Below are 13835 nucleotides of genomic sequence, written 5' to 3' on the forward strand. Positions count from 1 at the left end.
GCCGACGGCAGCCGCAACCCAGGCTGTTCGGGCCGCAACGCAGCTCCGCTGGGCAACAATGCCGTCATGACTGATGAGGCCCGTACTCCCGACCGTCCGCTGTTGCGCAGCCCTCAGGACGGTGAACTCCTCGACGTCGCCGGCGTCGAGCACTTCTTCAAGCTCACCGGTGAACACACCGGCGGGCGCTTCTCCTTCGAGGAGTTCCGCCTCGCGCCCGGCACCATAGGCGCCCGGCCGCATGTACACGACGGGCACGACGAGTACTTCTATGTTCTCGAAGGGGAGCTGACGCTCCACACCGGCGACGGTGAGGTGACGGCCGGCCCCGGTCATCTGCTCGCCGCCACCCGCGGCACCCCGCACGGCTTCCGCAATGCGGGAACGGTGCCCGCGCGTGCCCTGTGTCTCTACACGCCCGCCGGCTACGAGGACTACTTCCGCGACGTCCACGCCGCCGTGAGTGCCGGAGCCGAGGTGACCGACGAGCTACTGGCAGAGTTCCGCAGCCGCTACCGGACCAGCTCCTACCAGGACCCTTCATCCGCGGTGCTGTAGGGACGTCCGCGGTGCTGTAGGGACAGCCACGATGCCGTAGAGCCAGCAGGTAGGAGCGGTCTTTCGCTGCGGCTCAGGGGCTCCACCCCGTAGGGGATGGGGCCCCTTTTGCGTACTTGCCGCTGGATGTCCGGGGGTGGCCGGCACCCCCGCGCCGTCCGTCGAACTCGCGCGATCGCGGACATTCCGGCATCAGGCGCCCGTCATCCCCTTGACGGGCGATGCGGCGCGCTCTACTTTCCTTCCATAAAGCAAAACATTAATTCCATGATGCGGAATTAAGGAACTCCGGTCCTTCGCCGGAGCGTGCCCGTGACAGGTCGACGCAGGAGTACTCGATGCCTCGAATGACAGCCGCCCGTGCCGCGGTGGAGATCCTCAAGCGCGAGGGCGTGACCAACGCCTTCGGAGTGCCCGGTGCCGCGATCAACCCCTTCTACGCCGCGCTCAAGGGCGCGGGTGGGATCGACCACACGCTGGCTCGTCACGTCGAGGGCGCTTCGCACATGGCGGAGGGCTACACCCGTACCCACCCGGGCAACATCGGCGTCTGCATCGGCACCTCCGGCCCGGCCGGCACGGACATGATCACCGGCCTCTACTCCGCGATCGGTGACTCCATCCCGATCCTGTGCATCACCGGCCAGGCGCCGACCGCGGTGATCCAGAAGGAGGACTTCCAGGCCGTCGACATCGCCTCGATCGCCAAGCCGGTGACCAAGGCCGCGACCACCGTGATGGAGGCCGCGCAGGTCCCCGGTGTCTTCCAGCAGGCCTTCCACCTGATGCGCTCCGGACGTCCCGGCCCGGTCCTGATCGACCTGCCGATCGATGTCCAGCTGACCGAGATCGACTTCGACCCCGAGACATACGAGCCGCTGCCGGCCTTCAAGCCCGCCGCGACCCGGGCGCAGATCGAGAAGGCGATCGCGCTGCTCAACGAGTCCGAGCGCCCGCTGATCGTCGCCGGTGGCGGCATCATCAACGCCGACGCCTCCGAGCTGCTGGTCGAGTTCGCCGAGCTGACCGGCATCCCGGTCATCCCCACCCTGATGGGCTGGGGAATCCTCGCCGACGACCACGAGCTGAACGCCGGCATGGTCGGCCTGCAGACCTCGCACCGCTACGGCAACGCGAACTTCCTGGAGTCCGACTTCGTCCTGGGCATCGGCAACCGCTGGGCCAACCGCCACACCGGCAAGCTGGACGTCTACACCCAGGGCCGCAAGTTCGTCCACGTCGACATCGAGCCGACCCAGATCGGCAAGATCTTCGCCCCGGACTTCGGCATCGCCTCGGACGCCAAGGCCGCGCTGGAGCTGTTCGTCGAGGTCGCCAAGGAGCTCAAGGCCGCCGGCAAGCTGCCCGACCGCGGCGCCTGGGCCGCCTCCACCCAGGAGCGCAAGGCCGAGCTCCAGCGTCGTACGCACTTCGACAACATCCCGATGAAGCCGCAGCGCGTCTACGAGGAGATGAACAAGGCCTTCGGTCCGGAAACCCGCTACGTCACCACCATCGGCCTCTCCCAGATCGCCGGCGCCCAGATGCTGCACGTCTACAAGCCGCGCCACTGGATCAACTGCGGCCAGGCCGGCCCCCTGGGCTGGACCATCCCGGCCGCGCTGGGTGTCGCCACCGCCGATCCGGAGTCGCCGGTCGTCGCGCTCTCCGGCGACTACGACTTCCAGTTCATGATCGAGGAGCTGGCCGTCGGCGCCCAGCACAAGATCCCCTACGTCCACGTCCTGGTGAACAACGCGTACCTGGGCCTGATCCGCCAGGCGCAGCGCAACCTCGACATCAACTTCCAGGTCAACCTGGAGTTCGAGAACATCAACTCGCCGGAGATCGGCGTCTACGGCGTGGATCACGTCAAGGTCGCCGAGGGCCTGGGCTGCAAGGCCATCCGGGTCACCGACCCGAACGAGCTGGGGGCCGCCTTCGAGGAGGCCAAGAAGCTGGCCGCCGAGTACCGCGTCCCGGTCGTCGTCGAGGCCGTTCTGGAGCGGATCACCAACATCTCGATGAGCGGCTCCGACATCGCCAGCGTCAACGAGTGGGAGGAGATCGCGACCGAGCCGGGGCACGCCCCCACCGCGATCAAGCCGCTCAAGTCCTGACGCCGAGCTGGATCCGGACCTGACCCGGATCCGGCCCGGACGGTGGGCCGGGCGCGCTTGACCGGCGCGCCCGGCATCGCCACTATCTCGTAGAACAGAAACAAAAATCCGCTATCCGGAAGGAGCGCCGGCCTTTATGGGTTTCACGGACACGCGCTTCAACGTCAATCTGTCGATCCTGTTCACCGAGCTTCCGTTGCTGGAGCGGCCGGCGGCCGCGCGGGCGGCGGGGTTCACGGCGGTGGAGCTGTGGTGGCCGTGGGTGGACGCCCCGGTACCGGAGCAGGCGGAGCTGGATGCGTTGCGGGTCGCGCTCGAGGACGCCGGGGTGCGGCTGGTGGGGCTGAACTTCTACGCCGGTCGGCTGCCGGGCCCCGACCGCGGCGCACTGTCGGTGCCGGGTGAGGAGTCGGAGCGTTTCCGCGCCAATGTGCCGGTCGCGATCGCCTTCGCCACCTCGCTGGGCTGCACCACGTTCAACGCCCTGTACGGCAACCGCGTCGAGGGTGTGGACCCCGCGGAGCAGGACGAGCTGGCGCTGGCCAATCTCGCCTTCGCCGCGCGGGCGGTGGGCGAGGTCGACGGGACGCTGCTGATCGAGGCGCTCAACGCGCCCGAGTCGCCCCGGTGCCCGATCGTCTCGGCGCCCAGGGCCATCGAGGTGATCGACGCGGTCAACGCGGCGACCGGGCTGGACAACGCCCGGTTCCTGATGGACCTGTACCACCTGTCGATGAACGGCGAGGACCTCGACGAGGTCATCGACCGCTACACCGCCAAGACCGCGCATGTGCAGATCGCCGACAACCCCGGCCGCGGCGCCCCCGGCACCGGCGAACTCGACTTCGACGGCCTCATCGACCGCCTGAGGAAGGCCGGCTACGACGGCTTCATCGGCCTGGAGTACAAGCCCGGCGAGGGCCCCAGCGCCGGCGCCTTCGAATGGCTCCCCGCCCCCCTGCGCGCCGCCACCCCCACCACCTCCTGACCTATCAGCCGACCTGCCGGCTGACGCACCTGCTTGAAAGAGGCATTTCCAATGAGCAATCTCCCCAAGATCGCATGGGTCGGGCTGGGCATCATGGGCTCGCCCATGGCCGAGAACCTGATCAAGGCCGGCTACACCGTCACCGGCTACACCCTCGAAGCCGACAAGCTCCAGCGCCTCGCCGCGGCCGGCGGCACCGCGGCCGGCTCCATCGCCGAAGCGGTCAAGGACGCCGACATCGTCATCACGATGGTCCCGGCCTCCCCGCAGGTCGAGGCCATCGCCTACGGCCCCGACGGCATCTTGGACAACGCCAAGCGCGGCGCCCTGCTGATCGACATGTCCTCGATCACCCCCCAGACCTCCATCGACCTGGCCAAGGCCGCCGCCGACAAGGGCATCCGCGTCCTGGACGCCCCCGTCTCCGGCGGCGAGGCCGGCGCCATCGAAGCCGTCCTGTCGATCATGGTCGGCGGCCAACAGGACGACTTCGACACCGCCCGCCCCGTCCTCGAAGCCCTCGGCAAGACCATCGTGCTCTGCGGCCCCCACGGCTCCGGCCAGACCGTCAAGGCCGCCAACCAGCTCATCGTCGCCATCAACATCCAAGCCTGCGCCGAAGCCGTGGTCTTCCTGGAGAAGTCCGGCGTCGACCTCGCCGCCGCCCTCGACGTCCTGGGCGGCGGCCTGGCCGGCTCCACCGTCCTGGCCCGCAAGACCGACAACTTCAAAAACCGCGACTTCAAGCCCGGCTTCCGCATCGACCTGCACCACAAGGACATGGGCATCGTCACCGACGCCGCCCGCACCGTCGGCGCAGCCCTCCCCGTCGGCACCGTCGTCGCCTCCCTCGTCGCCTCCCTGCGCGCCCAAGGAGACGGCGGCCTGGACCACTCCGCCCTCCTGCGCGGCGTCGAACGCCTCTCCGGACACACCACCGAAAGCTGAACCGGTCACGGGGGCTACCCCGGACCGCCGCCACACGGCCGGCGCCGCGACTGCCGCACTGCAGTCGCGGCGCCGGTTTATGCATTCGGATGCTTCGTGTGCCCGTGTGCCCGTGTGCCCGTGCGCACCGGGGCGCGCCTGACGGATCGGGTGATGTATCGGGGGCATTTCGGGACGTGACGCTCCTCACGCCCCCTTCACGGAACGGCAATACGTTGTTTACCGTTCAATCGGGCGTGCGGTGCGGCGAAGCACCCGCCCCGAACCGCCCCGGCCAGTTCCCCCCGTCTGGCCGGGGCTTCGTCGTACCGTCCGCGGCATCCCGCCGAGGATTGACGCCTGTGGAGGCTGTCGAGGTGCGGGGGTGCGGAGCCCGGCGCACGCTGGATGCATGTCCGAGCACCCGCCCGTCATCGTGCACCCGCCGACGCCCTCCGGTGGTCGACGGGTGACCGTGCGTGGGCAGATCGTCGGCCTGGCACACGGCCGCGGCGATGTTGCCGAGTTCCTGCGTCGCGCGGGAGTCGCCGGCCCGGCCGAGGACATCCGGCTCGATGATCCCGGTCTCGTCGAGTGGCGTGGCGGCTCGCTGGACGACTGGCCGATGCCGTCGCCGTGACGCGCGACGCGCGACCCGCGACAGCCGGGAGGGGCGCCAACTCCGCTGTCGGTGGCAGGGGGTATGAATGACAGGGACAGCGGTCAGGTCGTGGCCGGGGGCAATGATGGTGAGGAACGGGGGCTGGGTTATGAGCGATGGCGGGGACGGCGATTCCGGCGGCGACGACTATGGCACCTGCGGCTCGACGAGGCACGGGTCCGCTTCGGTGCCGAGCATGGACGTCATACGCAGAGCCATGCGCTGGGAGACCCTGGTCATCGTTCTGATCCTGGTGATCCTCGCCGCGGCGGCGTCGTAGCCGGCGTCATAGCGGTGGCGATATCGGCGATGTCGCGGGCGATGCCGTAGGCCTCCGCAGTACGGCTCTGCGCACGCTCGTCATAGCGCTCCTCGGCGGCCGAGCGCGCTGTCCGATTTCCGCCAGCGTCACCGTCCGGCCTGCCGCACAGTGGACTCTGTGATGAACGAGGACAGCAGGTACGAGGCGGTGCGCAGCAGAGACGCCAGGTTCGACGGTGCGTTCTTCTTCGCCGTGTCCACGACGGGGATCTACTGCCGGCCGAGCTGCCCGGCGACCACGCCCCGGCGGCGCAACGTCAGCTTCTTCCCGACCTCGGCGGCCGCGCAGGGCTCGGGATTTCGCGCCTGCCGCCGCTGTCGGCCCGACGCGGTGCCCGGTTCGGCCGAGTGGAATGCCCGCGCCGATGTCGTCGGCCGCGCCATGCGGCTGATCGGCGACGGGGTGGTGGACCGGGAGGGCGTGTCCGGACTGGCCGCGCGGCTCGGCTACAGCGCGCGGCAGGTCCAGCGGCAGCTGGCCGCGGAGCTGGGCGCGGGGCCGGTGGCGCTGGCACGGGCACAACGCGCCCACACCGCCCGGGTCCTGCTGCAGACCACCGACCTGCAGGTGGCCGAGGTCGCCTTCGCGGCCGGGTTCGCCAGCGTGCGCCAGTTCAACGACACCATCAAGGAGATCTACGCGCTCACCCCGAGTGCGCTGCGCACCGCCCGTCCCGGGAAGGCGCCCCGACGCGGCCCGACGATCCCGCCCGCCACCCCCGGCGTATTGCCGCTACGGCTGGCCTACCGCGGACCGTACGCCGCACGGGAGATCTTCGACCACCTCCAGCGCCGCGCGATCACCGGCGTCGAGGAGGTGACCGGCGAGCCCGGAGCCCGTACCTACCGGCGCACCCTGCGCCTGCCGAACGGACCCGGTGTCGCCGAGGTCGACGAGTCGCCCGGAGCGGGCTGGCTGGAGTGCCGGCTGCACCTGACCGAGCTGCGCGATCTCACCACCGCGAGCCAGCGGGTGCGCCGCCTCTTCGACCTGGACGCCGATCCGTACGCGGTGGCCGAGCGGCTCGCCGCGGACCCGGCGTTGGCGCCGCTGGTGGACCAGCGCCCCGGGCTGCGCTCCCCGGGCACACCCGCCCCGCACGAGCTCGCGATCCGCGCGGTCCTGGGCCAGCAGATCTCGGTCACCGCGGGCCGCACCCTCGGCGACGCGCTGGTCGCCGCCTACGGGGAACCGCTGCCCGAACCGGCGGGCGGGCTCACCCACCTCTTCCCGCGTCCCGAGGACCTGGCGCAGACCTCGCTCGCCGCGCTCGGCATGCCCGAGCAGCGGCGGAACACCCTGCGCACCCTCAGCACCGCGCTCGCCGACGGCACCCTCACCCTGGACTCCGGGGCGGACCGCGACGAGGTCGAGCGCCGGCTCCTCGACCTGCACGGCATCGGCCCCTGGACCGCCGGCTACATCCGGATGCGCGCACTGGCGGACCCCGATGTGCTGCTGTCCGGCGACGCGGCCGTACTGGCCGGAATGCGCCGGGCCGGCGCCCCGACGGACGATCTGACGGACCGTGCGCAGGCCTGGCGCCCGTGGAGCTCCTACGCGATGCACCACTTCTGGAACGCGCCGGCCGCAGCGGAGGAGCCCCGGCACCGCGGCACCGCCGGTACCCGGACCGAACCGTCTCCGCAGACCGACCCACGTCCGTAGACCGGCCCCCGTACCGACCCATATCCGCAGACCACGGAAAGAAAAGAAACAGGACCATGACGCACTACGGCACGCTCGACAGCCCGCTGGGTGAACTCCTCCTGGTGGGCGAGGAGTCGGCCACCGCACCCGGTGGCACCGCACTCACCTCGCTGACCGTACCCGGCCAGAAGGGCGGCGCGGCCGTCCGGGACGGCTGGACGTACGCCCCCGACGCGTTCGCCGAGATCGCGCGCCAGCTGCGCGCCTACTTCGACGGGACGCTGACCCGCTTCGACATCGAGTTCACGGCCACCCCGGGCACGGGCACGGACTTCCAGCGGCGCGTATGGCAGGCGCTGGAGGAGATTCCGTACGGGACCACGACCACCTACGGACGGATCGCCGCCGACATCGGGGCGGCGCGGGGCGCGGTCCGCGCCGTCGGCACGGCGATCGGCGCCAATCCGCTGCTCGTCGTCCGGCCCTGCCACCGGGTGATCGCCGCGGACGGATCGCTCTCGGGCTACGCGGGGGGCCCGGAACGCAAGCGGCAGCTCCTCGGCCTGGAGGGCGCCGTACCGGACGCCGCCTGAGCGCGCCCGCCGCCGGCCGGCCGCGCGCCGCCCCTGAACGCCGACGCCCCAAGGGAGCCCGCCATGACCACCACGACCCTCAAGCGCCGAGCCCATGAAACCGTCCTCGCCGACCGGGTCGCGGCCGCCGACTGGACGGCCATCGGGGAGGAACTCGACGCCACGGGGTGCGCCTTGACCCCGCGTCTGCTCTCTCCGGCAGACCGCCGCGCCCTGATCACCCTGTACGACGACACGGCCCGCTTCCGCTCGACCATCGACATGGCCCGGCACCGCTTCGGCTCGGGCCAGTACCGCTACTTCGCCGATCCGCTGCCCGGACCGGTCCAGGCGCTGCGGGAGGCGTTCTATCCGTATCTGCTGAGGACCGCCCGCGAGTGGGCGGACAGGCTCGGCAGAACGGCGCCCTGGCCGGACACCCTGGGGGAGTGGCTCGCCCGCTGCCACGACGCCGGCCAGACCAAGTCCTCGCAGATCCTGCTGCGTTACGGGGCGGGCGACTGGAACGCGCTGCACCGCGACGTGTTCGGGGAGCGGGTCTTCCCGCTCCAGGTCGTCATCGGCCTCAACGAACCGGGCGCCGACTACACCGGCGGGGAGTTCCTCCTGGTCGAGCAGCGGCCGCGGGCCCAGTCCCGCGGCACCACCACCGTCCTGCCCGCGGGACACGGCCTGATCTTCACCACCCGGGACCGCCCCGTACGCTCCGCCCGAGGCTGGTCGGCGGGTGCCGTACGCCATGGAGTCAGCACCGTCCGCTCCGGCCGCCGGCACACCCTGGGACTGGTCTTCCACGACGCGTGAGGCCCGGCCAGGGATGCGCCCGACCGGGTCAGAGCATGGAGCCGCCGGTGACGTCGATGCGCTGGCCGGTGATCCAGCGGGAGTCGTCCGACGCAAGGAACGCGGCGGCGTCCGCGATGTCGGCGGGCCTGCCGATCCGGTTGAACACCGAATAGGCCGCCAGCGCGGCCCGGCCCTCGGGAGTCGACCTGCGCACCGCGGTCACATCGGTCTCGACCCAGCCGGGGGCGAGGGTGTTCACCGTGATGCCGCGGTCGCCGAGCTCCTTGGCGAGGGCGAGCGTGAGGGTGTCCAGCCCGCCCTTGGCGATGCTGTACGCGATCTGCGAGGGGTGCGCCGTACTCGTCACCGCCGACGAGACGTTGATGATCCGTCCGCCGTCCCGCATCCGGCGCAGGCCGTGCTGGGCGATGAAGAGCGGGGCCTTGGTGTTGACCGCGAGGGTGCGGTCGAACTCCTCGGGAGTCACCTGGTCTATCCGCCCGGGGAAGTTGAGCGCCGCGTTGTTCACGAGAATGTCGAGGCCGGGCTCCGCGCCGCAGGCGGCGAGTTCGGCGTCGAAGGCGGCGAAGAGGGCCTCGGCATCGCCCGGAACCCCCAGTTCCGCGCCGATGACGAACGCCCGGCCGCCGGCGTCGGTGATGCTTTCGGCCGTCTCCTTGGCGGCGGTGTCGTTGCTGCCGTAGTGGACGGCGACCAGGGCACCGTCCTGAGCCAGGCGCTGCGCGATGGCCCGGCCGATTCCCCGGCTGGAGCCGGTCACCAGCGCGGTCTTCCCCTTGAGGTCACCCATGGTCGTTTGGCCTTTCCTGTGCTTGTGGCGGGCGTGCCGTCACCGGCTGCGGTCGATCGCCGGGTGGCGACGGCGCATGCACGTGCAGGCGCGAGGGCACTGGCGCGCGTGCGGCTTGCGGGCTGCGTTTCAGCCGCGGGCGTCCAGTGCCGTGAGGGTGGAGACGAACACCGGCTCACCGTCCTGCAAGCCGGTGACCTGGACCATTCTGGTGCAGGGCAGTGCCGGCGGGACCCAGCGGGCCTCGATCACGCAGGGGGTGCCGTGCTCGGCGTAGCGGAGGAACTCCGTGCCGAGCGCGTACGGGACGAAGCCGTCGGGCGCGGTCAGGGCGTGCGCGGCCTGCTGCGCCGCATCGAGCAGCACCATGCCGGGAACATGATCGTTCGCCGGGTTCACCACCGCGGCGTGGTCGGGCGCGATGCGCAGCAGCCAGCGATCGGGCCGGTCCGCGGGGGAGAGGAGGACGTCGTGCTCGGTGGCGCTGCCCGTCAGCCGCGGCGGGACGGATGCCGGCAGCGGCCCGGGGGCGCGCCGCGCGGTCAGCCGCTCGCCGCGGATCCGGCGGTAGACCCCGGGCGAGGTGACGGTGACATGGGAGTGGCCCGTCGCCACGATCCGGCCCGCCGAGCGCAGGGTCATGTCGAACCGGCCGCTGGTCAGCGTGCCGGCCCGCATGCGCATCTGGCTGCACACGACGTCGATCGTCAGGGGCGTGGGACGGCCCCCGGTGTCGAGGTGCGGGGAGTGTGTGGCGAAGATCAGGTCCCCGAGGATGAAGTGGTGGCCGACCGGTACGCCGAGTTCCGTGTGGGAGAGCAGCAGCCCCGCCTGGCGGATGGTCTCACCGATGAGGATGAGCCGGTGACGGTCCTGGTTGGCGGTGAAGTATCCGTGGTCGCTGGGCCACTGGGCGGTCACCGAGAAGTGGGAGTCGTCCAGTCTGCGCCAAGAAGTGACCAGAATGTCGTCGACGATGGGACGGTGCACGTATTCGCGGCGGACCGGGTCTCCGGGAAGGGACCGGGGCGCGGCGCGCCGTCCGGATTCCAGTGGCATGTGCTGTGGGGCTTCGCGCTGAACTGTGTCGCTGACGTGCAACGCATCGCTCACGGCTGCCCCCAGGTGTCTCTACGGGATGAGGTCCATCGCTGATAAGATACGTACCATCCGGTTTTATTTTCAATGCCGGGCTGGGGGAAAGGGGAAATAGGCTGGTGGCGCGGTGACTTGACCGGTGGCCGGCACCCGCGGAATGTGAAGGCTTCAACAGACAGGAGGCGTCCTGTGGCACAACAGGACCGCGCGATCCGGACCCGACGAGTGATCTTGGAGGCGGCCGCGTCGGTATTCGACGAGCAGGGCTACGACCGCGCGACGATCGCCGAAGTCCTGGAGCGCGCCGGTGTGACGAAGGGCGCCCTGTACTTCCACTTCGCCTCCAAGGAGCAGCTGGCGCTGGCCGTGCTCGAAGAGCATGTGACCGACATCGCCGTGGAGCCGCAGCAGATCAAGCTGCAGGAGTTCGTCGATTCCGGCCAGGTCCTGGCGTTCCGGCTGCGCAGCGACCCGATGCAGCGCGGCGCGGCCCGGCTGGCGGTCGAGCAGGGGTCCAACCACCTGGACCGCAAGCGCTCGATGCTCTCGTGGACCGTCTTCGTCGAGAGCCTCCTCGGCGATGCGCGGACGCGCGGTGAAATCCTGGACAGCGTCGTGATCCATGAGACCGCCGAGCTGTTCGTCGGGGCGTTCGCCGGGATCCAGATGATGTCCCATGCGCTGACCAATCAGGCCGACCTCTGCTATCGGCTGACCGTCTTCTTCCAGCACACCCTGCCGAGCATCGCGGTGCCGGCCGTCCTCGCCAGGCTCAATCTGGACCCGGAGCGCGGTGCGAAACTGGACGCCGCTCTTCGGCGCAGCGCGCAGGTCGACGCCGTTGTCGATGCTCCTGCTCCTGCTCCTGCTGGTGCCGGTGCTGGTGCCGGTGCCGTCGCCGGGGGCTGAGCGGCCTCGGACGAGGGTCACCGAGGCGGCCGGTCCGCGGTTTCCGGGCGGCGAAAAATACCGCACAGGCGGTGTTGTCGAGGCGTAAGAGGCGCGACGGTGTGAGGCGTATCACCGCTGCCGTCCAGGGTGTTGACCGGGCGGCGGAATAGCCCACCGCGATACAACGTTCGTCATGCACGTATCCATCGCCGTACCGCACTCACCCCTGCCGCCCTGGAGGCCGCACGCATGACGCAGACGACGGACCAGCTGTCCGAGAGGACGGCCACCGCCGTGCCCCAGGTGTCCGACCCCACCGCGGGCGGCCGTCGGAGAACCCGCGGCGGTATCGTCCCGGTCCTCGCCTTCGCCGGCATCGCCGTCGCGGTGATGCAGACGCTGCTCGTGCCGGTCATCAAGGACCTGCCGGTACTGCTCGACACGGCGCCCAGCAACGCTACTTGGGTCATGACGGCCACCCTCCTCGCGGGAGCCGTCTCGACGCCCATCATGGGACGGCTCGGCGATCTCCACGGCAAGCGGCGGATGCTGCTGACCAGCCTCGCGGTCATGGTCGTCGGCTCCCTGATATGCGGATTCACCAGCGACCTGCTCATCATGATCATCGGCCGGGCGCTGCAGGGCTTCGCCATGGGCGCGATCCCGCTCGGCATCGGCATCATGCGGGACGAGCTGCCGCGTGAGCGGCTCGGCTCGGCCATGGGCCTGATGAGCTCGTCGATCGGCGTCGGCGGCGGACTCGCGCTGCCGGTCGCCGCGCTGGTGGCCCAACACGCAGACTGGCACACCCTGTTCTTCGGCGCCGCCGGGCTCGGCGTGCTGTCGATGCTGCTCACCCTCCTTGTCGTACCGGAGACTTCGGTACGCGCCCAGGGGCGCTTCGACGTGGTGGGCGCCCTCGGGCTGTCCGCCGGTCTCGTGGCCCTGCTGCTGCCCATCACCAAGGGCAGTGATTGGGGCTGGAGTTCACCCACCACCCTCGGCCTCTTCGGTGTCGCCGTCCTCGTGCTGGTGCTGTGGGGCGTGATGGAGCTGCGGATCGGTGATCCGCTGGTGGATCTGCGGACCACGGCCCGCCGTGAGGTGCTGCTGACCAACCTGGCCTCGATCACGGTCGGTGTGGCGTTCTACGCGATCTCGTTGGTCCTGCCGCAGCTGCTGCAGCTGCCCGAGTCGACCGGCTACGGGCTCGGCCAGTCCATGGTGGTGGCCGGGCTGTGCGTGGCGCCGCTCGGTGTGACGATGATGTTCGTCGCTCCGCTGTACGCGCGGATCGCGGCCCGGCGCGGCCCCAAGGTCTCGCTGCTGATCGGCATGCTCGTCATAGCGGTCGGCTACGGCGCGGGCATCGGCCTGATGAGCGCCCCGTGGCAGACCGTCATCATCGCGGTGGTCGTCGGTGCGGGCATCGGCCTGGCGTACTCCTCGCTGCCCGCGTTGATCATCGGCGCCGTCGATCCGTCCGAGACCGGCGCGGCCAACGGTCTGAACACCCTGATGCGGTCGATCGGCACCTCGGTGTCCAGCGCCGTGATCGGCATGGTGCTGGCCCATATGTCCCAGCGCGTGGGACCGGCCACGATCCCCACGCTGGCCGGCTTCCGGGTCGCCTTCCTGATCGCCACCGCCGCGGTCCTCGTCGGCGTCGCCCTGGCCTGCTTCCTGCCGTCGCAGCACATGGAGTCCCGCCCCACCCTGGTGGCGCAGAGTACGGACGACGCGGAGGGCGCGGCGGACGCCGGCGGCACGGATGATGTGGACGGCGTGGCGGCGGGTGACGGCGCGGCCGACGTGCCCGGTGCGCGGACCTCCCCGGAACCGTCCGCCCCAGCCGCCGCGACCACCGCGAACGACCGGCCCGCCGGCTTCCGCGGCCGCGTCCTGGACATCTCCGGCGCGCCGGTCGCGGGCGCGAGCGTCACGCTGATCGACCGGCAGGGTCGGCAGGCCGGCGTCACCACGGCCGCCGCGGACGGCGGCTACACCCTCGCCGCGCCCGCCACCGGCACCTACACCCTGGTCCTCGGCGCCCCCGGCCATCGGCCGCAGGCCCGCACGCTGGAGCTGTCCGGCGGGGAGCCGGCCCACCAGGACGCTCGGCTGCAACCGACGGTCATGGTCAGCGGCACGGTACGAGGCCCGCAGGGCCGGCCGCTCGCCGACGCGGCCGTGACCCTCGTCGAGGACGGCGCGGTCGCCGGGTACGCCCTCACCGGCCCCGACGGAGCCTTCGCCTTCGGCGATCTGACCGGTAGTCACTACATCCTCACCGCGGCCGGCTATCCGCCGCACGCCACCCCGGTGCTCCTCGCCGCCGGTGCCGACGCGACCTGCGACGTGGTCCTGGAGCCCGCCCGGCCGTCCGCCGACGGCCGCTGACCGAGCCACCATCACCACCCGCTTCCCGGG

General features: G+C 70.8%; 13 protein-coding genes. 11 read left to right on the forward strand and 2 right to left on the reverse strand.

The window, feature by feature from the left end:
• The first annotated feature begins 66 nt into the window (after nucleotides 1–66).
• From WAB15_RS37260 to WAB15_RS37300, 9 genes are all read left to right on the forward strand, one after another.
• Nucleotides 67–558: a cupin domain-containing protein gene (locus tag WAB15_RS37260; protein WP_399151165.1), complete on the forward strand. Its 492-nt coding sequence runs from the start codon at nucleotides 67–69 to the stop codon at nucleotides 556–558.
• A 338-nt stretch (nucleotides 559–896) separates the two neighbouring features.
• Nucleotides 897–2678 (forward strand): glyoxylate carboligase, encoded by a 1782-nt coding sequence (gene gcl, locus WAB15_RS37265; RefSeq protein ID WP_399151164.1) that lies wholly within the window; start codon nucleotides 897–899, stop codon nucleotides 2676–2678.
• A 136-nt stretch (nucleotides 2679–2814) separates the two neighbouring features.
• A complete protein-coding gene (locus tag WAB15_RS37270; protein WP_407289017.1) occupies nucleotides 2815–3666 on the forward strand; it encodes a TIM barrel protein in 852 nt (283 codons plus the stop codon).
• A 51-nt stretch (nucleotides 3667–3717) separates the two neighbouring features.
• Nucleotides 3718–4614: a 2-hydroxy-3-oxopropionate reductase gene (locus tag WAB15_RS37275; RefSeq protein WP_407289018.1), complete on the forward strand. Its 897-nt coding sequence runs from the start codon at nucleotides 3718–3720 to the stop codon at nucleotides 4612–4614.
• A gap of 391 nt (nucleotides 4615–5005) precedes the next feature.
• Nucleotides 5006–5233, forward strand: coding sequence for a hypothetical protein (locus WAB15_RS37280; protein WP_393496191.1), 228 nt, complete (start codon nucleotides 5006–5008; stop codon nucleotides 5231–5233).
• 130 nt (nucleotides 5234–5363) lie between these two features.
• On the forward strand, nucleotides 5364–5534 hold the full coding sequence (locus WAB15_RS37285; protein WP_407289019.1) for a hypothetical protein: 171 nt from the start codon (nucleotides 5364–5366) through the stop codon (nucleotides 5532–5534).
• A gap of 162 nt (nucleotides 5535–5696) precedes the next feature.
• On the forward strand, nucleotides 5697–7244 hold the full coding sequence (locus WAB15_RS37290) for an AlkA N-terminal domain-containing protein (RefSeq protein WP_407289020.1): 1548 nt from the start codon (nucleotides 5697–5699) through the stop codon (nucleotides 7242–7244).
• A gap of 56 nt (nucleotides 7245–7300) precedes the next feature.
• Nucleotides 7301–7819: a methylated-DNA--[protein]-cysteine S-methyltransferase gene (locus tag WAB15_RS37295; protein ID WP_407289021.1), complete on the forward strand. Its 519-nt coding sequence runs from the start codon at nucleotides 7301–7303 to the stop codon at nucleotides 7817–7819.
• Between the two features lie 63 nt (nucleotides 7820–7882).
• Nucleotides 7883–8623, forward strand: a complete 741-nt coding sequence (locus WAB15_RS37300; protein WP_407289022.1) for a 2OG-Fe(II) oxygenase — start codon at nucleotides 7883–7885, stop codon at nucleotides 8621–8623.
• Between the two features lie 28 nt (nucleotides 8624–8651).
• On the opposite strand, the gene WAB15_RS37305 is transcribed toward WAB15_RS37300, so the two are convergent.
• A complete protein-coding gene (locus WAB15_RS37305) occupies nucleotides 8652–9416 on the reverse strand; it encodes an SDR family NAD(P)-dependent oxidoreductase (protein ID WP_407289023.1) in 765 nt (254 codons plus the stop codon).
• A gap of 129 nt (nucleotides 9417–9545) precedes the next feature.
• Nucleotides 9546–10475 (reverse strand): ScbA/BarX family gamma-butyrolactone biosynthesis protein, encoded by a 930-nt coding sequence (locus tag WAB15_RS37310; protein WP_399148376.1) that lies wholly within the window; start codon nucleotides 10473–10475, stop codon nucleotides 9546–9548.
• 228 nt (nucleotides 10476–10703) lie between these two features.
• On the opposite strand from WAB15_RS37310, the gene WAB15_RS37315 reads away from it, so the two are divergent.
• Together WAB15_RS37315 and WAB15_RS37320 are read left to right on the forward strand one after the other, a co-directional pair.
• On the forward strand, nucleotides 10704–11423 hold the full coding sequence (locus WAB15_RS37315; protein WP_407289024.1) for a ScbR family autoregulator-binding transcription factor: 720 nt from the start codon (nucleotides 10704–10706) through the stop codon (nucleotides 11421–11423).
• A gap of 231 nt (nucleotides 11424–11654) precedes the next feature.
• Nucleotides 11655–13805, forward strand: a complete 2151-nt coding sequence (locus tag WAB15_RS37320) for an MFS transporter (RefSeq protein WP_407289025.1) — start codon at nucleotides 11655–11657, stop codon at nucleotides 13803–13805.
• Nucleotides 13806–13835: the final 30 nt, after the last annotated feature.

The sequence above is a fragment of the Streptomyces sirii genome (genome assembly GCF_045690365.1).
Classification (GTDB): Bacteria; Actinomycetota; Actinomycetes; order Streptomycetales; family Streptomycetaceae; genus Streptomyces; species Streptomyces sirii.

Bases quoted from the DNA above. Each gene is read 5' to 3' on its own strand.
- gcl (WP_399151164.1), top strand. From the start codon at position 897: ATGCCTCGAATGACAGCCGCCCGTGCCGCGGTGGAGATCCTCAAGCGC.
- WAB15_RS37290 (WP_407289020.1), top strand. From the start codon at position 5,697: ATGAACGAGGACAGCAGGTACGAGGCGGTGCGCAGCAGAGACGCCAGG.
- WAB15_RS37270 (WP_407289017.1), top strand. From the start codon at position 2,815: ATGGGTTTCACGGACACGCGCTTCAACGTCAATCTGTCGATCCTGTTC.
- WAB15_RS37300 (WP_407289022.1), top strand. From the start codon at position 7,883: ATGACCACCACGACCCTCAAGCGCCGAGCCCATGAAACCGTCCTCGCC.
- WAB15_RS37310 (WP_399148376.1), bottom strand. From the start codon at position 10,475: ATGCCACTGGAATCCGGACGGCGCGCCGCGCCCCGGTCCCTTCCCGGA.
- WAB15_RS37295 (WP_407289021.1), top strand. From the start codon at position 7,301: ATGACGCACTACGGCACGCTCGACAGCCCGCTGGGTGAACTCCTCCTG.
- WAB15_RS37285 (WP_407289019.1), top strand. From the start codon at position 5,364: ATGAGCGATGGCGGGGACGGCGATTCCGGCGGCGACGACTATGGCACC.
- WAB15_RS37305 (WP_407289023.1), bottom strand. From the start codon at position 9,416: ATGGGTGACCTCAAGGGGAAGACCGCGCTGGTGACCGGCTCCAGCCGG.
- WAB15_RS37260 (WP_399151165.1), top strand. From the start codon at position 67: ATGACTGATGAGGCCCGTACTCCCGACCGTCCGCTGTTGCGCAGCCCT.
- WAB15_RS37280 (WP_393496191.1), top strand. From the start codon at position 5,006: ATGTCCGAGCACCCGCCCGTCATCGTGCACCCGCCGACGCCCTCCGGT.
- WAB15_RS37320 (WP_407289025.1), top strand. From the start codon at position 11,655: ATGACGCAGACGACGGACCAGCTGTCCGAGAGGACGGCCACCGCCGTG.
- WAB15_RS37275 (WP_407289018.1), top strand. From the start codon at position 3,718: ATGAGCAATCTCCCCAAGATCGCATGGGTCGGGCTGGGCATCATGGGC.